19 protein-coding genes are annotated in these 21,260 nt (G+C 42.1%); 10 read left to right on the top strand and 9 right to left on the bottom strand.

Annotated features, from left to right (window positions below; translation table 11 throughout):
* Positions 1-14 precede the first annotated feature (14 nt).
* The 4 genes from BLR53_RS14705 to gltX all read right to left on the bottom strand — a co-directional run bounded on the left by BLR53_RS14705 (position 15) and on the right by gltX (position 7,352).
* Positions 15-3,614, bottom strand: a complete 3,600-nt coding sequence (locus BLR53_RS14705) for a response regulator (RefSeq protein ID WP_074590875.1) — start codon at positions 3,612-3,614, stop codon at positions 15-17.
* Between the two features lie 17 nt (positions 3,615-3,631).
* On the bottom strand, positions 3,632-4,756 hold the full coding sequence (locus BLR53_RS14700; RefSeq protein ID WP_074590789.1) for a hybrid sensor histidine kinase/response regulator: 1,125 nt from the start codon (positions 4,754-4,756) through the stop codon (positions 3,632-3,634).
* A 125-nt stretch (positions 4,757-4,881) separates the two neighbouring features.
* Complete coding sequence (ypfJ, locus tag BLR53_RS14695) at positions 4,882-5,727, bottom strand: KPN_02809 family neutral zinc metallopeptidase (protein ID WP_037441269.1); 846 nt, start codon at positions 5,725-5,727, stop codon at positions 4,882-4,884.
* A 116-nt stretch (positions 5,728-5,843) separates the two neighbouring features.
* Positions 5,844-7,352, bottom strand: a complete 1,509-nt coding sequence (gene gltX / locus BLR53_RS14690) for a glutamate--tRNA ligase (protein WP_074590786.1) — start codon at positions 7,350-7,352, stop codon at positions 5,844-5,846.
* An 88-nt stretch (positions 7,353-7,440) separates the two neighbouring features.
* Here gltX and BLR53_RS14685 point away from each other — a divergent pair, with 88 nt between their 5' ends.
* From BLR53_RS14685 to BLR53_RS14675, 3 genes are read left to right on the top strand one after another with little or no spacing between them, the layout of a single operon-like run.
* Positions 7,441-8,655, top strand: coding sequence for a sensor histidine kinase (locus BLR53_RS14685; protein WP_037441264.1), 1,215 nt, complete (start codon positions 7,441-7,443; stop codon positions 8,653-8,655).
* Positions 8,636-9,139, top strand: a complete 504-nt coding sequence (locus BLR53_RS14680; RefSeq protein ID WP_074590784.1) for a DinB family protein — start codon at positions 8,636-8,638, stop codon at positions 9,137-9,139. Before BLR53_RS14685 ends, BLR53_RS14680 begins: the two co-directional genes overlap by 20 nt.
* Positions 9,136-9,561, top strand: coding sequence for a hotdog fold thioesterase (locus BLR53_RS14675; protein ID WP_037441260.1), 426 nt, complete (start codon positions 9,136-9,138; stop codon positions 9,559-9,561). The genes BLR53_RS14680 and BLR53_RS14675 overlap by 4 nt, the downstream gene beginning before the upstream one ends.
* Positions 9,562-9,590: 29 nt before the next feature.
* Here the strand turns inward: BLR53_RS14675 and BLR53_RS14670 are convergent, their stop codons facing one another.
* Positions 9,591-9,935 (bottom strand): DUF6249 domain-containing protein, encoded by a 345-nt coding sequence (locus tag BLR53_RS14670; RefSeq protein ID WP_244889530.1) that lies wholly within the window; start codon positions 9,933-9,935, stop codon positions 9,591-9,593.
* A gap of 264 nt (positions 9,936-10,199) precedes the next feature.
* On the opposite strand from BLR53_RS14670, the gene BLR53_RS14665 reads away from it, so the two are divergent.
* Both BLR53_RS14665 and BLR53_RS14660 read left to right on the top strand, forming a co-directional pair.
* Complete coding sequence (locus tag BLR53_RS14665) at positions 10,200-10,784, top strand: RNA polymerase sigma factor (protein WP_051759909.1); 585 nt, start codon at positions 10,200-10,202, stop codon at positions 10,782-10,784.
* Positions 10,781-11,287, top strand: a complete 507-nt coding sequence (locus BLR53_RS14660) for a hypothetical protein (protein ID WP_074590782.1) — start codon at positions 10,781-10,783, stop codon at positions 11,285-11,287. Before BLR53_RS14665 ends, BLR53_RS14660 begins: the two co-directional genes overlap by 4 nt.
* A gap of 56 nt (positions 11,288-11,343) precedes the next feature.
* Here BLR53_RS14660 and BLR53_RS14655 read toward each other — a convergent pair whose 3' ends face one another.
* Positions 11,344-11,904 carry a DUF2911 domain-containing protein gene (locus BLR53_RS14655; RefSeq protein WP_074590780.1) on the bottom strand — a complete coding sequence of 187 codons (561 nt, stop codon included), beginning with the start codon at positions 11,902-11,904 and terminating at the stop codon, positions 11,344-11,346.
* Between the two features lie 59 nt (positions 11,905-11,963).
* The gene (locus tag BLR53_RS14650; protein WP_234797509.1) at positions 11,964-12,143 is read right to left on the bottom strand and encodes a hypothetical protein; all 180 of its coding nucleotides are present in this window, start codon (positions 12,141-12,143) and stop codon (positions 11,964-11,966) included.
* A gap of 201 nt (positions 12,144-12,344) precedes the next feature.
* Here BLR53_RS14650 and BLR53_RS14645 point away from each other — a divergent pair, with 201 nt between their 5' ends.
* The 5 genes from BLR53_RS14645 (at position 12,345) to BLR53_RS14625 (ending at position 19,785) form a co-directional block, all read left to right on the top strand.
* Complete coding sequence (locus BLR53_RS14645; RefSeq protein WP_037441249.1) at positions 12,345-12,965, top strand: TetR/AcrR family transcriptional regulator; 621 nt, start codon at positions 12,345-12,347, stop codon at positions 12,963-12,965.
* A complete protein-coding gene (locus tag BLR53_RS14640; protein WP_037441246.1) occupies positions 12,962-14,278 on the top strand; it encodes a TolC family protein in 1,317 nt (438 codons plus the stop codon). Before BLR53_RS14645 ends, BLR53_RS14640 begins: the two co-directional genes overlap by 4 nt.
* A gap of 20 nt (positions 14,279-14,298) precedes the next feature.
* Positions 14,299-15,363, top strand: coding sequence for an HlyD family secretion protein (locus BLR53_RS14635; RefSeq protein WP_037441244.1), 1,065 nt, complete (start codon positions 14,299-14,301; stop codon positions 15,361-15,363).
* Between the two features lie 5 nt (positions 15,364-15,368).
* On the top strand, positions 15,369-16,916 hold the full coding sequence (locus tag BLR53_RS14630) for a DHA2 family efflux MFS transporter permease subunit (protein WP_037441241.1): 1,548 nt from the start codon (positions 15,369-15,371) through the stop codon (positions 16,914-16,916).
* A gap of 283 nt (positions 16,917-17,199) precedes the next feature.
* Positions 17,200-19,785, top strand: coding sequence for a phosphoenolpyruvate carboxylase (locus BLR53_RS14625; protein WP_074590777.1), 2,586 nt, complete (start codon positions 17,200-17,202; stop codon positions 19,783-19,785).
* A gap of 136 nt (positions 19,786-19,921) precedes the next feature.
* On the opposite strand, the gene BLR53_RS14620 is transcribed toward BLR53_RS14625, so the two are convergent.
* Positions 19,922-20,506, bottom strand: coding sequence for a carboxymuconolactone decarboxylase family protein (locus tag BLR53_RS14620; RefSeq protein WP_074590774.1), 585 nt, complete (start codon positions 20,504-20,506; stop codon positions 19,922-19,924).
* Between the two features lie 73 nt (positions 20,507-20,579).
* Positions 20,580-21,125 (bottom strand): peroxiredoxin, encoded by a 546-nt coding sequence (locus tag BLR53_RS14615; protein WP_037441235.1) that lies wholly within the window; start codon positions 21,123-21,125, stop codon positions 20,580-20,582.
* Positions 21,126-21,260 lie beyond the last annotated feature (135 nt).

Raw genomic sequence — 21,260 nt, 5'->3', positions numbered from 1 at the left:
TAAATTAATCAGTGTTAAGCTTTATCATATAACCAGACCCGAAGCAGTGAGATCAGCTGATCTATATCCACAGGTTTAGAAATATAATCTGATGCCCCGGCTGCAATACATTTTTCCCTGTCTCCCATCATAGCCTTTGCAGTAACCGCTAAAATAGGCAGATGTTTAAACGCATGGATTTTTCTGATTTCCCGGGTGCTCTGGTAGCCGTCCATTTCCGGCATCATCATATCCATCAGCACAATGTCAACTCCCGGATTATCATTTAATAACTGCAGTGCCTCTTTACCATCAGTAGCTGCAAGCACCTTCATTTTATGCTGTTCCAGCGCCTTGGTCAGGGAAAAAATATTCCTGACATCGTCATCTGCAATCAGAACCGTTTTATTGTTCAGGACTTCATACAGACCACCAAGGCTTTCATTTGATTTTTTTAACTTACCAGTAATCGCTTTTTCTTCAACCAGGTGCAGGAACAGTCCTGCCTCATCAAGGATCCGCTGGTAAGAGTGGGCAGTTTTAACAACAATCGAATCTGCATACTGTTTAATTTTACGCTCTTCACCTTTGGAAAGATTCTTACCAGTGAAAATAATAATTGGCAGATTCTCCAATCCGTCGCTTTTTTTGATAGTTTCTAGCGTCAGGTAGGCGTTCTTATCGGGTATCCCCATATCAAGGATCACGCAGTCAACTTCTTTCTTCTGTAATGCGTCAACACTCTGAGACACGTTATTAACGACTTCAGTCTGAATGCTATGGTTACTCAGGAAATAGCTGAGTGCTTTAGCATGCTGCTGATTCTCCTCTACAATCAACACTTTTTTCGGATGTCTGCTCAAAGCATGTTCCAGTTTCAGGAAGATCTGCTGCATCTGTTCCAGCGCAAATGGCTTATTGATAAAATCCACTGCACCTTTCAGCAGACTTTCTTTTTTCACCTCTAAAGAAGACATGATATGCACAGGAATAGGCTTGGTTACCGGATTAGCTTTCAACTCTTCCATTACCTGCCAGCCATCCTTCACCGGCAGCTGAATGTCCAGCAGAATAGCCAAAGGTTTATAGAAATTAGCCATTTCTATTCCTTGATCGCCGCGTACAGCTACAATTCCTTTATAGTTTCGCTTTCTTGTGAAATTCAACAGGGTTTTCGCGAACGGGGTATCATCTTCTATAATAAGAATGACTTTATCGCCGGGAACAATGTCGTTCCGGTCATCTTCAATTTCCTGAGGAATATGAGTCACTGTGAACCTTTCTGACTGCTCCATGACTTCTATTGCGTCCTGCAATTGTTCTGGTTCTTTGAGGTACGTGAAATTCTGACTCTGCTGTGTACGTTCAGATATCTGCTGTCCTTTAATAGGAATAGTGAGGATAAAAGTACTACCCTCCAATTCTTTACTGTTCAGCTCAATTTCCCCGCCAAGCAATTTCGCCAGCTCACGGCTAATCGAAAGACCTAAACCAGTACCGCCGAAACGTCTCCGGGTAGATCCGTCTGCCTGTTGAAAAGCTTCAAAGATCAGGCTTTGTTTATCTCTTGGGATACCTATTCCGGTATCTATAACTTTAAACTGCAGCTCTCCTGCAATGCTGCTCTGTTTAACTTCCAGCGTAACGGTACCCGAAGAAGTGAATTTAATTGCATTCGATAACAAATTTTTAAGAATCTGCTCCAATCTCATTTTATCAGTAAAAAGCATCGGGAGATTCTGCTCCAGCTCTATATGCAGCACAAGATTCTTATTTTTTGCAACCGGATTAAATAAAGAACGCATATCCTCGGCAATTTCTTTGGTGCTGACATCTGCCAGTTCCAGCTTCATTTTGCCTGCTTCAATTTTTGAAAGATCAAGAATCTCGTCAATCAGACCAAGTAAGCCCTGACCGGAACTTTGAATTACTTCTGCATACTCAATATATTCTGGATCCAGCTCTTTATTATCCGACATCAATTTGGACAGCAGCAAAATAGAGTTTAACGGGGTACGCAGCTCGTGGGACATATTAGCCAGGAACTCCGACTTATAGCGTGTGCTTTGTTCCAACTGCTCGGATTTACGCTGTATTTCTTCATTATGTTCCTGAATAAGCTGATTTTTCTCTTCCAGCAGCGTTGTTCTTTCTTCCAGTTCCTGGTTGCTCTGTAGTAATTCTTCCTGTTGTACGCGCAGTTCCTCTTCTGAGGTCTGTATCTTTTGTGTTTGTGCCTCCAATTCTGCATTCAAACCCTCCAGCTCTGAGTGCTGTGCCTGAAGTTCTTCTGCCTGAGCCTGTGTTTCCTCCAGGAATTCCTGCAGTTTCTTCCGGTTCTGCGCAACATGAATAGCTACACCGATGTTCCCAGATACGGACTCCAGAAATTCGAGATGCTGCGGTGTAAATGCATTAATAGACCCCACCTCAATAACCCCTACAGGAGTTTTGTCCCTAATTACCGGGAAGGCAACGATATTTTTCGGACTGGTACTGCCCGCAGCATAACTGATAGTCAGTTCGCCTTCAGGAATATCTTTAATCAGAATGGATTTTCGTGATTTTAATGCCTGTCCGGAAAGCCCTTCGCCGTCTCTCAATAAAGAGCGGCTTTGTTCTTTCAGTAGAGCGTAACTTCCTGCTAGATGTAAATTCCGGTCGTCTTCGAGCAAGTAGAATGCAGCAACCTGGGCAGATGTATGCTGTATAATATTTTCCAGAATATCTGTAGTTAGTTCTTGTATATTCTTTTCCCCTACCATTTTATCGTTCAGACCCGCGATACCTGCCTGTAACCACTCTTTATCTGCAAGTAAGGAAAAAGAATAATGCAGAGATTCGGCCATTTCATTTAATGAACCGGCTAATTTACCCAACCCATCTTCGGTTGCAGTATCCAGCCGGATCTGGTAATCTCCTTTTGAAATCTGGCTGGCAATCCCCTCAATAACCTCAATTCTGTTATCTATTTCAATGTTTTTATCTTCTAATTCTTTTTGCAAACGAACACGCGCCGCCAGGTCTTTCGTCACTCTCCTATAGAAAAACAGTGTGATCAGAATGGCCAGAATTGCAGCAATAACAATAAGCATGGGAGTATATCCCGAAGATTTATTTAAATCTGAAGTCAGCGCATTCAACTGGGTCTGTTCGTCGTCCTGAATTTGCTGGATAAGCTTTCGGGCACTATCCATGTAAGATTTCCCAGTTAGAAGGTCTCCCACACTCACGGAGCCACCTTTCTGCTTAATGGCTATTGTTTTTTCCAGCACATTCAGCCGGCCTAATATAATTTCTTCCAGTGATTTCAGATTCTCCTGTTGAACAGGACTATTCTGCATATCATTTTTCACCTTATTCAGATAGCCTATCGCTTCTTCTTTCGCCCCTTTATACGGATCCAGAAAAACGGCTTCACCAGTTAAAAGATAACCGCGTTGCCCGGTCTCTGCATCTTTAAGTGAAGAAATAATTGCGTCCAGATTACGAATATTGGTATTACTCTGCGCTACAAGCTCAGAACTACGGATCAGATTGCCTATACTAATATAGGAAGCAAGTGAACTGATAAATAGTATAATGAGGGAAAGCCCCAGTCCGAAACGTAAATTATTTTGTAATGTTTTTTGCATAGTGCTCATATCCTTATCTAATCTGCTTCAACGGGTGAAATAAACGGAATATTAAAATAAAACTCTGATCCTTGACCTAGCTCACTCACTACGCCGACCTGCCCGCCATGCCTGCGGATAATCTCTGCGGAAATATATAAACCTATACCCAGTCCCTGGAAGTGAATGGCTGTTTCTTCTACACGGTAGAACTTTTCGAAAACACTACGCTGCTGATCTGCATCTATACCTATACCAAAATCCCTCACTGCAATACGTAAGGTATCTTCCTGAGCTTCGACATTCAGATGAACCTCGCTAGTACCGGGTGCATACTTAATCGCGTTAGTCAGGAAATTGACTATAACCTGCTCTATCCGCATCTCATCAGCAAAGATCTCCCGGTCGAGATGACCATTTTTAATGATTTTAAAGTCCGGACTAGATTGATGCATGACTTCAATAATACTGTCCAGCAGATCATTAAGATTGAAATATTTCTTATTAAATTTCAATTTGCCGCTTTCTATTTTGGAGATATCCAATAGGTCTGCAATAAGCTCATTTAGCTTGTCCAATTGCAGCTGGGCTTTCTTGAGGTGTTTCTTTACGGTAGGAATATCGCCTTTGTCTATACTTCTTTCCAGTAGCTGGACATAGCCCTTGACACTGGTCAAAGGAGTCTTCAGCTCATGACTGGCAATACTAATGAATTCGTCTTTTTTTCTTTCGGCCTGTTTTCTGAACTCGATTTCCTCAAGCAGGTTTTTCTGAACCTCTATCAATTTTCTGCTTTGTTCGTAGATTTGATAAAAAGTCTTAACCTTAAGCAGTAAAATATTGATATCGACCGGCTTAGTAATGTAATCGAGACCTCCGGAAGAATACCCTTTAGTAATGAAGTTCAGTTCTGTATTTGCCGCACTCAGGAAGATGATTGCTGTTTCTTTAGCTTTACTAAACCCCGAAATAGCCTCTGCTACCTCAAAACCATCCATACCAGGCATCTGGACATCGAGAATGATCAGTACGTAGGCTTTTTTGAGAACTTTTTTCAAGGCTTCTTCACCGGAAGATGCCGTATCTACTTCAAAATGATGTCTTTCCAGAACTTTTTTTAAAGAGATTAAATTCTCTGGTGTATCGTCTACTATCAGGATCATTATTAAAAATAAAGAGTAATAATTAATTTAATTAAACTGGTTTTTCCAGCAATAGATTTTGCTAATTTATAAAAGATTTAGAGGAAACGTCTGCAAATTAAATTTGCACGTATCAGCGCCTGCCGTCAGCGCAAACTGGCATCATTGAATGTATCGCCCTGATTTATATCGCCAGTGTCAAACCCTTTCTTAAACCAGTACATCCGCTGGGCAGACGTACCATGCGTAAATGCATCGGGAACCACCTCACCTCTGGATTGTTTTTGAAGCTGGTCATCTCCTATCGCATTCGCTGCGGTCAGGGCTTCTTCAATATCACCTTCTTCTAACCTGAAATCTTTGAGATTCTGCGCATGATTTGCCCATAATCCGGCAAAGAAGTCTGCCTGAAGCTCAAGTTTAACAGAAAGTTTATTGTATTCTTTTTCGGAAAGCCTGCCCCTGGCACGTTGCAGCTGATCAGAGATACCCAGCAGGTTTTGAACGTGATGCCCTACTTCATGGGCAATTACATATGCCTGCGCAAAGTCACCTGCAGCGCCGAAACGCTCTTTCAAGTCATTATAAAATCCAAGGTCTATATATACTTTATGATCTGCCGGGCAATAGAACGGGCCTACTGCGGCATCTGCAAAACCACATGCACTTTGTTCAGATCCTTCGAAAACCCGAAGAACCGGCAATTCATAGGTTTTACCCATTTCTTGAAATTGTGCGGTCCAGACTTGTTCAGTTGACTCCAGGACACCGGAAACAAATTCCAGCCCTGGCGCCGCTGCAGATCCTTTTTTAACTTCTGCCTGTTCGGTATTAGCGACAGGTAATTGAGAAACCAATTCGCTGAGATCTGTTCCGAAGAACAATCCGATTACAATGACAATGAGGCCCAGACCTCCTCCGATTGCCTTCCCGCCTCCGGAAAGTCCTCTGGCATCTTCAACATTATCACTTCCTTTACCGAACCATTTCATAGAAATTAATATAATATTTTAGCGTGTTTGCTGTAAACAAAAAAAGCCTCAATATCTATACCAATCACGATTTTCTGGTTAATATCCTGAAAATCGTGATTAATCTTTTCTGTTTATTATCCCAGTTGTTCCAATGCAGCCTCAATGCGTGCACTAGTCTCGGTCGTTCCTAGTAATACCGCAATATCAAAGACACCGGGTCCGAATTTACCACCAACCAGCATAATCCGCAAAGGCAGCATCAGCTCTCCTGGTTTTAGTCCACTGGCTGCCGCAAGATCTTTAAACTGTGTTTCCAGTTCTGTAGCAACTGGTTGTGCTGACATCTGACTGATCCAGCTCCTGAAAAAACCGGCTTTTTCTGCCGTCCATTTAGGCTGTACCGCAGCAAGATCATACTTCTCCGGTTTAACGAAGAAATACCCTGCCTGTATACTGAAATCTGTCAATAAGGTACAACGATCCTTAATCAGGGTGATTACTGTTTCCAGTTGTGTATCATTTTCAGCGACAATTCCTTTTATAGCCAGTTGTTCTTTTACCAGCAACAGCAAGTCAGCAGCCTCTGTATGTTTAATCCATTCCTGATTATACCATTTTGCTTTTTCGAAATCAAACTTAGCTCCCGCTTTGCTAATCCGTTCCACAGAGAATTTAGCAATCAGTTCATCCAGGTTAAAAATCTCCTGATCCGTTCCATCATTCCAGCCAAGCATGGCCAGCAAGTTCACAAAAGCCCCTGGTAAGAAACCCAGTTCGCGGAATCCCTGGGTAATATCTCCCGTTTTTGGATCCTGCCAATTTTGTGCATAGACAGGAAAACCAAGACGGTCTCCATCGCGCTTGCTCAGCTTACCGTTCCCATCTGGTTTAAGGATAAGTGGTAAATGCGCCCATTGCGGCATTTCGTCTTCCCAACCCAAATATCTCCATAAAAGGATATGGATCGGTGCAGACGGGAGCCATTCTTCTCCCCTGAAAATATGTGAAATCTGCATAGCCCTATCATCTGCAACTACAGCCAGGTGATAAGTTGGCATCCCATCTGCCTTTAGCAATACTTTATCATCTACCAGGTTCGTATCAAAGGACACCAGCCCGCGAATCATGTCATTAAAAGTTACGGTTTCATCTTCCGGCATTTTAATTCGGATTACATGCGCAGTCTGTGCTGCCAGTAATCTTTCCACTTCTGCCTCAGGCAATGTCAGTGAGTTACGCATTCCCATTCTGGTTGCTCGTCCATAAAGGAAATTTGGCACTTCCTTACGTTTGGCGTCGAGCTCTTCCGGGGTATCAAATGCATAATATGCAAAGCCGTCTGCGACTAGTTGTTCGGCATAAGGTCTGTAAGTAGATTTACGCTCACTCTGACGGTAAGGTCCGAATGCGCCTTCCTTTTCAGGGCTCTCATCCGGGTGAATTCCACACCAGTTCAGGCAGGATTGTATATACTCTTCTGCTCCCGCTACAAACCGGGTCTGGTCTGTATCTTCTACTCTTAAAATAAAAGTTCCCTGGTGTTGCTTAGCAAACAGATAATTAAATAAAGCGGTGCGTACACCTCCTAAATGAAGGCCCCCTGTCGGACTGGGAGCAAATCTTACTCTTACTTTCTTTTCCATAACAATGATTACAAAGATATATTTTTTAAACGCTAACCGTTCTATTGGTGTCTTTTTGAATGCGAATTAGTATTTTGCCTCTATATTTATGAATCCATACGAAAAAAAACGGCGCTGGAAGTTCTTTCTGCTTTTCTTCGCCATTGTCATCGGGACGGCTTCTGTGATTTACACGGATTTCTTCGTCAAGAAAATGGAAAGAGAGGAAAAAGTCTCTTTTCAGCTTTACGTTAAGGTAACCGAACAATCACTGGTCATGTACGATGATGAGCGCTTCAATGATGTCATTGAGACCATCATGAAAAACACCAAACTTCCTGTTATCATGACCGACGGTTACGGGGTAATTAACTCTTATCAGGGACTGGATTCTACAAAAACGAATTATGACGTCGAGAAGCAGGATAAAAAGACCTATGACCCTGCCTATTTCGAGCGCGAACTTCATAAAATGAAGGAACAGCATCCTGGGACACCCATCATCGGTCTGGATGGTACGATCTGGCACATTTACCATAAGGATTCTTTCATTCTCACACAACTTCGCTACTTCCCGTTTATACAGCTTGGCGTAATTGCCTTATTTCTGCTGACAGCCTATGTCGCGTTCAGTTCGGCCAGACGGTCGGAGCAAGATCAGGTTTGGGTAGGAATGGCGAAGGAAACTGCACATCAGCTCGGCACGCCGATCTCATCACTGATGGCCTGGGTGGAACTGATGAAATCCCGTTTCGATGCTGAAGATGATCCGCTGATTGCCGAAATGGAGAATGACATCAAAAGACTGGAAGTCATAACAGACCGTTTTTCAAAGATTGGCTCCAAGCCTGTACTTGAAGATCATGTGGTCTATACTGTAATTAGCAATTTCATTCAGTATTTCCAGCTGCGGACCTCAGACAAAGTGATCTTTAAGATTACCGGGGACGATCAGGTACGCGCATTACTCAATGTACCGTTATTTGACTGGGTAATAGAAAACTTACTGAAGAATGCAGCAAATGCAATTGAAAATGAAGGCTCAATAACAATCAATATCATTGAACACCTGGCCAAAGAAGAAGTATTTATTGATGTCACTGATAGTGGAAAAGGAATTCCGAGATCTAAATTTGATACTGTCTTCCAACCTGGTTACACGACCCGGAAAAGAGGCTGGGGACTAGGTCTTTCCCTCACCAGACGTATTGTTGAGAATTACCACAGTGGACAGATATATGTAAAAGAATCAGAACTTGGAAAAGGTACAACATTTCGTATTATCCTTAAAAGTAGCATAACCTATGAACCGACCTCAACCTGAAGAATGCCCGGAATGGGCACTAAACTATATTAAACATGTACAGGGAGACCTAATTGAGCTTTTAGTACAACAAGCAGAAACCTGGCCCGAACAACTGGAAAGCATGCAGGAACTTGCAGACTATGCTTATGCTCCAGGCAAATGGACCGTTAAAGAGATGGCGGGACACGTTATTGATACGGAAAGAATTCTGGTTTACAGACTTACGGCTTTTGCAAGGGCAGAAAAAGCTGCACTTCCTGGTTTCGAAGAAGATGATTATGTAAAAAATGCAAGATTCAAGGAAAGGACTTTGCAAAGTCTGGGTGAAGAGTTTGCCCTGTTAAGAAAAGCGAACCTTTATCTTTTCCGGTCTCTTAATGAACAGGAACTGGACCGCATCGGGTCTGCATCCGGCAGGCAGATTTCAGTAAGGGCTATTCTGCATGTCTTAGCCGGACATGTTGCACACCATTCTCAAATTCTAAAAGAAAGATACTTATGATCTGGTTTAAAGATTTCACAGTTGAAGAGCTGAATGACAGGCCTAAAAATCATCTGGGTGGACTACTGGATATCCGGTTTACAGCATTGACGCCGGACACGCTGACAGCAACTATGCCCGTTGACGAACGAACCCACCAACCCGCAGGGATCCTGCATGGAGGTGCGTCTGTTGTTCTGGCCGAAACATTGGGAAGCATAGCGTCTTATATGTGTATAGATCCCGATAAGTACCAGGCAGTAGGACTTGAAATAAATGCCAACCACCTCCGTTCTGTGAAAAGTGGCAGCGTCACCGGCATCTGTTCAGTTATTCACCGGGGTGCTAAAACACATGTCTGGGACATTCGTATCTTCGATGACCGCGGCAAAATGACCTGCATCAGCAGGCTTACTGTCGCTATCTTAACCAAACAAGGCTAATCTTAATAACTGGCTCTGAATTAAGGTACTTAAAATTCACCTCGCTTTTCAAGCCACTGTTTTTCGATCCAGTAGGAAATGATCAGGCCAACACCGCCAAAGATGCCAATGCAACCAAAATAAACAGCAACAGACTGTTCTTCAGTTATTTTGGTTATAATAGTGGTAAACAAGGCAATTAGGATACCCAACCCGAGGCCAACCAATAGTAGCCCAAATTTAAGACTGATGAACGGTTTTGGCGCTGATTGCCCTTCTTTTGGGTTAATGCCGCGTTCGATCATGGCCATTTTTTCTTTATTAACTAAATAGCGTATTCCAAAAATCATTGCGAAGCCTGTAATAAACAGGGTAATTGGGACTAGATATTCCATATCTTTTATGTTTAAATTGTGTATTGCTGTATTTGTGAACTATGACCACATCAAAATCAAACAGGTTACACCTTCTTCTAAAGAATCTTCTTTTTTAGAAGAAAGGTTTTTTTTAATATAGATAACTGTATTATCTTGATTAGTACCGTGTAATACTGGGATCTTTCTTTTTGAAGAGACGGCAAACTTCTGTCTCTTAACCGCACATTAATAATTTCGATATGCCTGTAACCTACCTGCTAATGCCTGCGTCTTAGTTTACAGATGCTACAGCCAGAAACAGATTCCGTGATAATTGCAGCCATACTTAACGGTCAGACAGGCCGTTATACAGAATTGGTAGGCAGACATCAGCGGTATGTATTTACGCTGGCTATGCGCTTTACAAAAAACAGGGAAGAAGCGGAAGAAGTAGCACAAGACTGTTTTGTAAAAGCATACCGCGCACTGGGGACCTTTAAACAGGACTCCAAATTTTCCACGTGGTTGTATTCCATTACCTATACAACCGCCATGACCTATCTGCGCAAGAAAAAACTGGATACCCAGTCTATTGATGAGGATGGTGGTTTTATACAACTGGAAAATCATATTTCGTCCTACACTGCTAACGGATCAATGGAAAAGCAATCCGGTTATCATTATCTGAACAAGGCGATTAGTCTGCTGTCACCTGATGATAATATGATAGTCACACTTTTTTATCAGGGGGAACAAAGTCTCGACGAGATCGGACAGACCATGAATATGACCGCGAATACAATAAAGGTTAAGCTGCATAGGGCCAGGATCAGGCTCAAAGAAAAACTACAGGGTATATTGAAAGACGAAGTAAATGAGATGATATGAACACAATAGAAGAGCAAATCTGGAATTATCTGGACGGCAACTGCACCGCCGCAGAAGAACATGCGATTCAAAACCTGGTTCGGACACAAGAAGACTGGAAAACTGCTTTCGTAGAAATTCAGTCGCTTAATCTGGAGCTGAAACAAATGGAACTGGAAGAACCCTCCATGTCCTTTACCAGGAATGTGATGGAAAAAGTGAAACTTGAGCCGGCCCCGATTTCTCTGAAGACACGGGTAGACCACAGAATAATTATGATCATTGGGGGCTTCTTTGTCCTGATGATTGTAGCTGTCCTGATCTATGCGATTACATTGACTAAAACAGAGACGCAGATTAGTGGAATCCATCTGGCTTTTACAGCTCCGGATTTCTCATTCCTGAACAAAATACAAAGTCCTGGTTTACTACGGGCATTCCTTTTTGCCGACCTTTTATTAGGTCTGGTCTATTTGGACAGATTTATGCGTAGGAAACGCAAAAATAATATACATACATCATAATAAAGGCCCTGCGCTTATATTGCGCAGGGCCTTCTATATTTCGATGTTTTTTAAAATTAACGAATAGTTACCGGCAATGTTGCAGTAAGCTTATCCCAGGCCAGGTGCAATTTAGCGCCTTTAGCATCTGGTGAAAAAGCAATAGTCAGAGCTTCCACAGGGGTTGCAAGTTGTTCTACCGGAACAGTTACTCTAACCACATCTTTTGCCTGATCATAAGTATATTCTCCCCAGCGATCCGTTTGTTTATTTAAAATAAACACCCATTTATCTTGTTCAGGAAGTACAAATAAACTATAAGAACCTGCAGGAACCGCTTTACCTCCGATGGTTACGGGCTGATAAAATCTGATCTCAGTTGATTCATTAGCTCCGGCTCTCCAAACTTTACCAAAAGGCACAGTCTCTCCAAATATTTTTCTGCCTTTAACCGATGGTCTTGAATAGATAACCCTGATCTGTGGTGTGCTATTATCACCAGCTTTAACTTTCGCAGCATTTACTGGAAAATAAGCAAGGTCAGCCGGGCTGCCATCCAACGGTGGGAATTTTACTTCCTGGGCATTTGCGGCAAAGCCGATTGCAGCCAGCGCTACAATTAAACGGAGTTTCTTCATGGGATTTCTTCTTTAATTTGTATCACAAAATACAAAAAAACCTTTTATAAATCTGTAAATTAGTACTTACGGTCTTTTACCAGCGTATTTAAGAATATCGCTGAGAGTATAAACCCGATGATACCTCCTAAAATAGACCATCCGAAGCTACCAGAGATTATTGCAGCTGTTAATATTCCAAAAAACAGGCCTAAAACGTAATAAACCCAGTCAAAATTATTTTTGTTGTCGTTGTTCATGATAATATATACTTATAGCTCAAAGGTATTGAATTATTTTAAATTTAAAAGCGTCAGCTTAATCATCCGGGCTCCCTATTAGCCCCCGGAACAGGTTATTGATCGCTGACTGTCAGATTACTGTAAAATACGTTACATAATACACAATATTCTTTTCAACCAATCAAACGATTGATTAGTTTTGACCCCATCAAATTAACGATGGAAAAACAAGACAAAAGAAGCAGCATTTTAGCTGCGGCGGAAAGGTTGTTTTCGGAACTGGGATATGAAGGGACTTCAATCAGGCTCATTGGTAAAGAAGCGGACGCAAATCTCTCCATGATCAGTTACTATTTTGGTTCGAAGGAAGGTGTGTTTCTAGAAATTATGAGTGAACGTATCAAAGGCTTCAATGCGGAACTAATCCGTATTGCAACAGAGCCGGTCACTGCTAAAGAAAAAATGCTATGGATCATCGAAGGTTACACCAGAAGGATTCTTTCTGGCATTGCTTTTCATAAGATCATGCACAGAGAGCTCACCCTGGAGCAAAGGCCTGAACTATCTACTAAAATTAAAGAAGCAATTAAAACTAACCTCCGGGTAATCGAAGAGATTATAGAGGAGGGTATAAATGCCGGAGAATTCCGGCAAACAGATACCCGGATGGTCATTTCCACCATTATGGGGACAATCAGTCATGTTGCCCTGACTCCATCCAAACTTATTCCATGCAGTGTTCTGGATATCAGTAAACCAGAAGAAAGAGAATTGATCAGCCAGAGAGTAATCAAACATCTGCAGGAATTAATAATCATGTATTTAACACCCCAACAATGATAAACAGAACGCTAAAACTGAGTTGCCTCGCGCTCTTAATGCCGGGTATACTTTATGCCCAAAATCTTAAAAAGATCACACTCCCAGAGGCTGTTCAGCTGGGGATTGAAAACAGCAAGAATCTTAAACTCTCGCAAAACAAAATAGAAGAAGCAAGAGCAAGACTAGAGGTCGTTAAAGACAATGCGCTGCCAACAGCAGATGCAAGTTTCCTGTACAATCATGCTGAAATTCCAACACACAAATTATCGATTGGAGGTGCGACTCCTTTTACACTGCCCAACCGTGCCGATGCATTTATCGGAACAGCAGCAGTGCAAGAGTTAGTTTATGGTGGTGGTAAATTAAAATACGCGAGAGAAAGCACACGTCTGCTGGCAGAGGTTGCTGGGCTGGATGCCGATAGAAATAAGGAAGAAGTGAGTTATGCAGTAATTGATACTTATTTCTCTTTATACAAGCTGATGCAAAGCAAAAAAGTTGTTGCGCAGAACCTGGCCTCTATTGCGAGTCAGCTAAAACAGGCTCAGCGTTTCTTTGAGCAGGGTATTGTCACCAAAAACGATGTACTGAGGTTCCAGTTACAACAATCAAATATTACCCTGACCGACCTGGAAATTGAAAGCAACCGCAAGGTGGTTAATTATAACCTGGATATTCTTCTGGGTTTACCAGAAGATACAGAACTGGAAATCAGCAATCCGGAATTGACCAGCCAGCAACTTGCCTCCCTGAGCTCATATATGGATCGCGCATTGTCCAGCAGACAGGAACTTCAACAATTGGATCTGCGTAACCGTGCTGCCGAATCAGACCTTAAGTCTGTTAAGGCGAATACACTACCTACCGTTGGTGTGGGCGCAAATCTATACTATATTAATCCAAGCGGTAAATTTATCCCTCCGGTTAATCAGTATATCATGCCCGTTACTTTGGGTGCTACATTATCCTGGAATATCGGAAGCCTCTGGACGAATAAAAACAAGGTAAGTGAATCCAGAATCCAGCAGAAAAACATCCAGATCCAAAAAGAGATAGAGTCTGATCAGGTAAAAACTGAAGTAAATAGAAATTATCAGGGCTACCAACTTGCGCTCAACAAAATCAGCATACTGGAAACCTCCATTGCCCAGGCCGTAGAAAATGACCGCTTGCTGGAATCCAAATACAAAAATAATGTCGCTTCTGCCATCGACAGAATTGATGCAGAGACATTGCTTTACCAAGCTAAAATAAATCTGGAAATCGCTAAAGCAGATGCCGGATTAGCTTACTACACTTTATTAAAATCAACAGGAAAAATTTCTCAATAATATCATAATCATCTAGAGTAATGACAACAGAATCGACAACGGAACCAACAATTGAGGCAAAAAAGAAAAGCAAAATTGTTCCTATAATATTAGCTGTGCTGATAGTTATTGGCGCCATATTCGGCATAAAAGAGTACATGTATTACAGTAAACACGTAGATACCGACGATGCACAGATCGATGGAGACATCAGTCCGGTAGTTGCACGCGTGGGAGGTTATGTGAATGAGATTAAATTCGAAGAATATACCCGTGTAGAAGAGGGACAGGTACTGGTTACCCTTGATGACAGGGATTACAAAGTGAAACTGGAACAGGCTATGGCCGGACAACAGGGCGCAAATGCCAACGTAGGTGTTTCAGAATCTCAAATTGTTGCAACTTCGGCCAATACAAGTACAGCCAAAGCGAATATTGAATCTGCTAAAGTAAAATTATGGCAGGCGCAAAAAGATTATGAACGTTACGCCAATCTGGTAAAAGACGGTTCAATCACCCAGCAACAGTTTGATCAGGCAAAAGCAACACGCGACGTTGCACAGGCCAATTTTAATGCATCACAAGATCAGTATACTGCTGCATTAAAACAGGTTGGGACAACCAAATCACAATTACAAGTGAGCAGTAATGGCGTTACACAGCGTCAGGCAGAGGTAGATTTCGCGAAATTACAGCTTTCATATACCGAAATCAAAGCACCAGCGACAGGATTTGTCTCTAAAAAAAGCATTCAGAAAGGTCAGCTTGTTCAGGCAGGTCAATCTTTATTCTCTATTATCAATGAGAACAGTCTATATGTAACTGCAAATTTCAAAGAAACGCAGTTAGAAGAGATTCGTACAGGCCTTAAAGTGGACATTGTAGTAGATGGGTATCCTGACCAGAAAATAGACGGTGAAGTTTATAACTTCTCCCCCGTTACAGGTGCTAAGGGCTCATTACTTCCTCCAGATAATGCAACTGGTAACTTCGTAAAAGTAGTACAGCGTGTCCCGGTAAAAATCAAAATTAAGGCAACTAAAGAAATGCTTGACAAATTACGTCCGGGCATGAGCGTTAAAGTTTCCGTTTCCACAAAAGACTAAATCAAATGGCCGAGCAAGGTTTAAAAAAATGGATAATTACGTTTACGGTAATCACCGCTTCATTACTGGAGCTGATTGATACGACAATTGTAAACGTAGCCTTACCACAAATTCAGGGTAACCTGGGAGCAACCTTAGAGGACGTAGCCTGGTTATCGACAGGTTATGCCGTAGCTAACGTTATCGTTCTGCCGATGTCAGGTTGGCTGGGGAGCAGATTTGGACGTAAAAATTACTTTCTAACATCAATTATAGTATTTACCATAGTCTCATTCCTCTGTGGTAATGCAACTTCACTGGAAGAGCTGATCTTGTTCAGAGTGCTGCAGGGCCTTGCCGGAGGTGGATTAATTTCTACCGCACAAGCTATCCTTCTGGAAACCTGGCCAAGGGAAGATGTCGGAATCGCTACAGCGCTCTTTGGATTGGGTGCTGTTGTCGGCCCTACTGTAGGGCCAACAATTGGTGGATATATTTTGGATATCAGCTCCTGGCCCTGGATTTTCTATGTGAATATTCCCGTCGGAATTCTCGCCGCCTACTGTACCTATACATTTATTCGAGCGACCCCTAAAGATGGTCAGGGGCAGCCTGTAGATTGGTGGGGCATTGGTTTACTTGCAGTTGCAGTCGGTAGTTTGCAAACTGTACTTGAAAAAGGCGAAAGTGAAGACTGGTTTGCCACACCCTATATTATTGCGCTGACAGTAGCGTCAGTATTTGGCTTATTGCTCTTCATATGGCGTGAACTCACTACGGATCACCCGATTGTAAACTTCAAGATCATGCGTCACCGAAGTTTTTCCATCGGGATGTTCACTTCATTTATCCTTGGTTTCGGTTTATATGGCTCCGTATTTGTATTTCCGGTATTCTGCCAGAACCTGTTAGGGTTCTCGCCATTGCAAACCGGTGAATTACTTTTCCCCGGCGGACTTTGTACAATAGCGATGATGCCTTTTATCGGGATATTCCTTAAAAAGGGAATCCCTGCACAGTTTATGGCTACCATAGGTATGTTCCTGTTCTTTGTGTTCTGCGACATGCTAAGCAAGTCGACCTTATCTTCGGGTACGAACGACTTCTTTCTGCCGCTGGTTATCCGTGGCGTTGGAATGGCACTGCTTTTTGTTCCTTTGACAACTCTGGCTATTCAGGATTTAAAAGGAGCTGAAATCGGACAGGGTTCGGGTTTAAATAATATGATGCGTCAGCTGGGTGGATCATTTGGTATCGCTGCACTGACTACTTTAATCCATACCCGTCAGGGTTTTCACCGAAACAACCTTTTAGTGAATATCAATGAGAGTAATCCTGCATTTACAGAACGTTTCCAGGCTTATATCTCTAATTTCATGGCGAAAGGATACAGTATGTTTGATGCCAAAATTATGGCGACCAAAGCTGTCGAAGGTGTGGTAACCAAACAAAGTCTGCTGCTAACTTATAGTGACGCTTACTGGGTTGCAGGACTAGTGTTATTATGTTCGATCCCGCTGCTATATCTGCAGAAATTTAAAAAGAATGTAGAAATACCGGTAGATGTTCATTAAAACAAACCCTATTCAGGGCACGTTCAGATAGTGCGTGAATGGTAATTATATCTAAAAAAGAAAGGCTGCCCTTCTGGACAGCCTTTCTTTTTTTTCAAAAAAATCACAATTTCTGCTTTGTCGCTACACAACAAACTGGTTTTATATAATTAAATATGCTAAACCTTAACGGAAGCAATTTATAGTAAATACTTAGTTTGGCAAAATAATTTTATTTTAAAATTTATTCTATAGATCTTCCAGTCATTTTCCTTAGATTAAGCTCCCAAAAATAAAGCTTAATATGACGCAGAAACAGAAAGTGACTAGCCAGAAAGAGGCCATATTTAATAATGAAGTTGTATCAAGATTTGAATTGTACAACAGCCTGTTCCTTACTTTGCCCTTTTATAAGGTCAAGGATACAGGAACTCTTCTACCGCTTTTCATTAAGTATTGTGAAGATGGAGTCAAACAACATCAGACACCAGCCGAAATTATCACTGCTTTCTTTGAAAAATATACGCAAGCCAGCTCCGCAACAGATGTAAATGACCTGTTATTCCGTTTTATACAGTATATAGAACGTCAGGTGGTACTCTTTGATGCAGTAGAAGATGCTTCTTTCCAAAAACTGAATACAGCGGAAGACCAGGGTTCACTAAGTTCGCTGCTCCGTAAAAGTGCATTCAATACAGAACTGCATGACCGCACAGCGAAACTTATCGAAGATTTTTCACTTCGGCTGGTATTAACTGCACATCCTACTCAGTTTTATCCGGGCAGTGTACTCTCTATTATTACCGACCTCACCACAGCCATCAAAACGAATGATATTGATAGTATCAACCAGCTGTTGCAACAATTGGGTAAGACCCCATTTTTCAATAAAAAATCTCCGACACCAGTAGATGAAGCACTTAGCTTAACCTGGTATCTGGAAAATGTGTTCTATTTCGCTGCTGCAAATATCCAGTCCGAAATAGACAGTGCGCTGGAAGAAATTCAGATACCGAGCAAAAAGGTCATAGAAATGGGTTTCTGGCCCGGTGGTGATCGAGATGGCAACCCCAACGTGCAGGCTAAAGATACCCGCGAAGTGACACGCATGTTACGTCAGGTTCTTTTCCGCTGTTACTACAGGGATTTCAGGAAACTGAAACGCCGTATTACGTTTCGTGGTGTAGAAGAAAAAATACATCAGATACAGGATGTACTCTACAAAAATGCATTCGATCCCGCGATCGAACCAAAAGATATCTCTGCAGAACTTGCGGCGGGATTACAGGATATAAAAGACACACTGTTAGAATTTCATGACGGGCTATTCGCTGATCTGGTAGATGACCTGCTGCGTAAGGTCGCTTTATATGGCAGTTACTTCGCTTCTCTTGACATCAGACAAGATAGCCGGGTACTTCGTGATGTACACGCCTGGTGCCGTCAGCATAAACCGATCCTGTCATTGTTCCCGGAAAATTATGATGAACTCTCAGAGGACGAGAAAATCGGTCACTTATCTTTTAAAAGTGCGAAAATACACCATGGTGAAGACACAGCACCGCTAATTAGCGATACGCTGGATACGATTACGGATATCCGCACCATTCAGCAGCAGAACGGACCACTGGCCTGTCACCGCTTTATTATCAGTAACTGCCAGCAGGCTTCAGATATCCTGCAGCTAATTGAATTATTCCTTTGGAACGGTTGGACAGTGGAAGATCTGGACATCGACTTTGTACCGCTTTTTGAAACCGTGCATGACCTGAAGGATGCACCTGCCATTATGGAAACACTTTATAAGCATCCATTCTATCAGGAGCACCTTGCCAGAAGAGGTAATCAGCAACAGATTATGCTGGGCTTCTCAGATAGTACAAAAGACGGAGGTTACCTGATGGCCAACTGGTCAATCTTTAATGCCAAGGTTGCATTAACAACAGTTTCAGAACAGCATAACGTTAAACTGGCCTTCTTTGACGGCCGAGGAGGACCTCCATCGAGAGGCGGAGGTAAAACACACCGTTTCTATGCTTCTATGGGTAAAGAAATAGCAAACAATCACTTGCAGTTAACCATCCAGGGGCAGACTATCAGTTCTCAGTATGGCTCTATTGACAGTGCAGGATTTAATATCAGCCAGCTTGTTAACGCCGGTATATCATCGGGGCTAAGAGAAAAACATAATATTCTGCTTGATCCCGAACATAAAGATGTACTTGACCAAATGGCTGATGACAGTTTTGAATCATTTGTGGCTTTACGTCAGCATCCTTTATTCCTTACTTACCTCGAACGTTACTCTCCATTAAGCCTGCTGTCCAAGATCACCATCAGCAGCAGACCGGTAAAACGGAGTTCAGGAGAGAAGTTAAGGCTGGAAGATCTACGCGCAATCAGCTTCGTAACTGCTTGGGGGCAACTTAAACAAAATGTCCCTGGTTTTTATGGGATCGGAACAGCTTTAAAAAATCAGGAAGACGCCGGCAACTGGGATCAAATAACGCGGACCTATCAGGAAAGCGGGTATTTCAAGACCATTATAGATAACTGTATGATGTCGATGAGCAAGTCTGACTTCTCCATTACAGCGCATTTTGCCAAAGACCCGGAATTCGGAGCCTTCTGGACTATGCTTCACGAAGAATATGAGCGCTCTAAAGCCATGTTACTAAAACTGGCAGGCCATCAGACTTTGATGGAGAATTACCCTGTTGAGAAGCGCTCTATCGCGGTCAGGGAGAAAATTGTACTTCCACTGGTACTCATACAGCATTATGCACTTGAAAAACTGCAGGAAGAAGCAACAGCTTCTACAGCAGCTTATGAGAAACTGGCAATCAGAACCGTTTATGGTATTGTCAATGCAGGCAGAAACTCTGCATAGCAAAGACAAAATCAAAAGCCCTTTCTGCTACTGCAGTGCCCCAAAATGTTAGACACTTTTTGGGGCACTGCAGTAGCAGAAAGGGCTTTTTCGATACAGATTTGTATTTCAGACCGCGGCCAGCTAAGACTTAGCCTTAATAAATAACTTTTCCGGCTGAAGTTACGATCGAGGCGATGCGTACTGCATCAAATACACGCTCTTCAGATGCGCCTAAATGCAGGATAGAGTTTTCGTGAGCATTCACACACATTTCACATCCATTTACCGCTGACACCGCCAGGCTCATCAGTTCAAAGAACTCTTTACCTGTTACCGGGCTACTCATTAACTGCATGCGTACGCGTGCAGGGATCTGTGTATATTTTTCTTTCCCTGTAAAGTGACGGAAACGATAAAACACGTTATTTAGTGCCAGTAAAGAAGCGCAGCCTGCTGCTTCAGCTATTTCCTCAGGAGTAGCATCTTTGGAAATTGAATATTGCTCAAAGAAATCAATAAGAACTTTGTTATTATTGTTCACTGCGATACTTAATGCGACTAAACCACATTCTTTTTCCGACAGATGGGCAGAAGTTAAAGTACTGCTGAAATTGAGTTTCAGGTCCCTTACATATCTGGAGTTACCTTTTTCAAGCAAGGTTAAGCTCTCATTTCTATATTCAGCTGGCAGGCCGACAATAGCCAGCAGCTCTTGTACAGTTTCAGTTATTTCAGACATTATTTTTCAAATTATAGGGTACAGAAAAGCCCCTGCAAAAAGCATTTACAGGGGCTTTTTGAATCAAAATTAATTAAACAGTTAAAGTCGCTTCACCTTTTTCCCAGTTGCATGGGCAAAGTTCGTCAGTTTGCAAAGCATCCAGCACACGGATAACTTCTTTTACATTACGACCAACGCTTAAATCGTTAACACTAGCCCAACGGACAATACCCTGTGGGTCAATGATGAAAGTAGCACGGTAAGCAATTTTTTCAGTTGGCTCTAAAATATCAAGTGCTTCAGCTAAAGATTTTGAAGTATCAGCCAGCATTGGGAATTTCAAACCACGTAAATCATCATGGTTATTTCTCCACGCTAAGTGAACATTTTCTGAATCAGTAGAAGCACCGATCAGCGTAGTGTCACGGTCACGGAACTCACCGTAGTTCGCATTGAATTCAGCGATCTCAGTAGGGCAAACAAATGTAAAATCTTTTGGCCACCAGAACATACAAGTCCACTGGTTATTCTCATTTACTAATGCATCAGAAGTTAATGTTTCGAATTCTTTTCCTTTTTCTAAACTTACAACAGCCGGTTTTGAAAATGCCGGGAATTTTTCACCTATGTTAATCATAATATTCTTTTTTTTCGTTGCACAAAAATACGTCAATAAATGGGATTTATCAACCGTATTCAGGACTTTACAGATACTTAATATTGATAGACAGATAGACAAAAACTATATGTATACCAGCGGCCTATTAAGCCC

Origin of the sequence: Pedobacter antarcticus (genome assembly GCF_900103515.1) — a bacterium.
Lineage (GTDB): Bacteria > Bacteroidota > Bacteroidia > Sphingobacteriales > Sphingobacteriaceae > Pedobacter > Pedobacter antarcticus.
Note: the sequence above shows the minus strand (reverse complement) of the source record. Positions and strands in the feature narration are given on the sequence as shown.

Bases quoted from the DNA above. Each gene is read 5' to 3' on its own strand.
- BLR53_RS14705 (WP_074590875.1), bottom strand. From the start codon at position 3,614: ATGCAAAAAACATTACAAAATAATTTACGTTTCGGACTGGGGCTTTCC.
- BLR53_RS14700 (WP_074590789.1), bottom strand. From the start codon at position 4,756: ATGATCCTGATAGTAGACGATACACCAGAGAATTTAATCTCTTTAAAA.
- ypfJ (WP_037441269.1), bottom strand. From the start codon at position 5,727: ATGAAATGGTTCGGTAAAGGAAGTGATAATGTTGAAGATGCCAGAGGA.
- gltX (WP_074590786.1), bottom strand. From the start codon at position 7,352: ATGGAAAAGAAAGTAAGAGTAAGATTTGCTCCCAGTCCGACAGGGGGC.
- BLR53_RS14685 (WP_037441264.1), top strand. From the start codon at position 7,441: ATGAATCCATACGAAAAAAAACGGCGCTGGAAGTTCTTTCTGCTTTTC.
- BLR53_RS14680 (WP_074590784.1), top strand. From the start codon at position 8,636: ATGAACCGACCTCAACCTGAAGAATGCCCGGAATGGGCACTAAACTAT.
- BLR53_RS14675 (WP_037441260.1), top strand. From the start codon at position 9,136: ATGATCTGGTTTAAAGATTTCACAGTTGAAGAGCTGAATGACAGGCCT.
- BLR53_RS14670 (WP_244889530.1), bottom strand. From the start codon at position 9,935: ATGGAATATCTAGTCCCAATTACCCTGTTTATTACAGGCTTCGCAATG.
- BLR53_RS14665 (WP_051759909.1), top strand. From the start codon at position 10,200: ATGCTACAGCCAGAAACAGATTCCGTGATAATTGCAGCCATACTTAAC.
- BLR53_RS14660 (WP_074590782.1), top strand. From the start codon at position 10,781: ATGAACACAATAGAAGAGCAAATCTGGAATTATCTGGACGGCAACTGC.
- BLR53_RS14655 (WP_074590780.1), bottom strand. From the start codon at position 11,904: ATGAAGAAACTCCGTTTAATTGTAGCGCTGGCTGCAATCGGCTTTGCC.
- BLR53_RS14650 (WP_234797509.1), bottom strand. From the start codon at position 12,143: ATGAACAACGACAACAAAAATAATTTTGACTGGGTTTATTACGTTTTA.
- BLR53_RS14645 (WP_037441249.1), top strand. From the start codon at position 12,345: ATGGAAAAACAAGACAAAAGAAGCAGCATTTTAGCTGCGGCGGAAAGG.
- BLR53_RS14640 (WP_037441246.1), top strand. From the start codon at position 12,962: ATGATAAACAGAACGCTAAAACTGAGTTGCCTCGCGCTCTTAATGCCG.
- BLR53_RS14635 (WP_037441244.1), top strand. From the start codon at position 14,299: ATGACAACAGAATCGACAACGGAACCAACAATTGAGGCAAAAAAGAAA.
- BLR53_RS14630 (WP_037441241.1), top strand. From the start codon at position 15,369: ATGGCCGAGCAAGGTTTAAAAAAATGGATAATTACGTTTACGGTAATC.
- BLR53_RS14625 (WP_074590777.1), top strand. From the start codon at position 17,200: ATGACGCAGAAACAGAAAGTGACTAGCCAGAAAGAGGCCATATTTAAT.
- BLR53_RS14620 (WP_074590774.1), bottom strand. From the start codon at position 20,506: ATGTCTGAAATAACTGAAACTGTACAAGAGCTGCTGGCTATTGTCGGC.
- BLR53_RS14615 (WP_037441235.1), bottom strand. From the start codon at position 21,125: ATGATTAACATAGGTGAAAAATTCCCGGCATTTTCAAAACCGGCTGTT.